Genomic DNA, 725 nt, shown 5'->3' with positions numbered 1-725 from the left:
GCAAACGCCTAGGAACAAAACCCGGGGCACTTCACACCCGCGAATTTAAATGGATATAATTAGACCCATGTTGATTTCAGGTACCGCTTTCTTGCGGTTGCGCACCAACCGCTAAGGCGGTTTCCTACCCCGTAGGTTAAAAACCGCTCCGGTCCTTTAGCCGGGCGGCTATTTGTCATGCCCGGCTCCCTTTCAAATCCAAGGAGCACACCTGATGTCTGCATACGGACACGGCCGTCACGAGCATGGCCAAAATTTTCTCACCAACCACAAGATCATCAACTCCATCATCGACCTTGTGAAACAAACCTCCGGCCCCATCATTGAGATCGGACCAGGAAGCGGTGCCCTCACTCACCCGATATCCCACTTGGGGAGGGCGATAACGGCAGTTGAAGTGGACGCAAAACTAGCTGCCAAAATCACACAAGAAACCTCCTCGGCGGCGGTCGAAGTGGTCCATGATGATTTCCTTAACTTCCGGTTACCCGCCACTCCCTGCGTCATTGTGGGAAACATTCCCTTTCACCTCACCACTGCCATTCTTCGAAAGTTGTTGCATGCGCCGGCATGGACTGCCGCTGTACTCCTCATGCAGTGGGAAGTCGCTCGCCGCCGGGCCGGGGTAGGCGCAAGCACGATGATGACGGCTCAGTGGTCCCCATGGTTCACATTTCACCTGGGTTCTCGGGTACCAAGGTCTGCTTTCCGGCCACAGCCAAACG

Annotated in this window: 2 protein-coding genes; both read left to right on the top strand. The window is 55.0% G+C overall.

Annotated features, from left to right (window positions below; all coding sequences use genetic code 11):
* Positions 1-49 precede the first annotated feature (49 nt).
* Positions 50-115: an erythromycin resistance leader peptide gene (locus HMPREF3147_RS13150; RefSeq protein WP_071569110.1), complete on the top strand. Its 66-nt coding sequence runs from the start codon at positions 50-52 to the stop codon at positions 113-115.
* 99 nt (positions 116-214) lie between these two features.
* A partial coding sequence (gene erm, locus HMPREF3147_RS10675) for a 23S ribosomal RNA methyltransferase Erm (RefSeq protein WP_070447381.1) occupies positions 215-725 on the top strand: 511 nt, incomplete at its 3' end.

This window comes from Corynebacterium sp. HMSC05D03, from assembly GCF_001807205.1.
GTDB classification, from domain to species: Bacteria; Actinomycetota; Actinomycetes; order Mycobacteriales; family Mycobacteriaceae; genus Corynebacterium; species Corynebacterium aurimucosum.
Note: the sequence above shows the minus strand (reverse complement) of the source record. Positions and strands in the feature narration are given on the sequence as shown.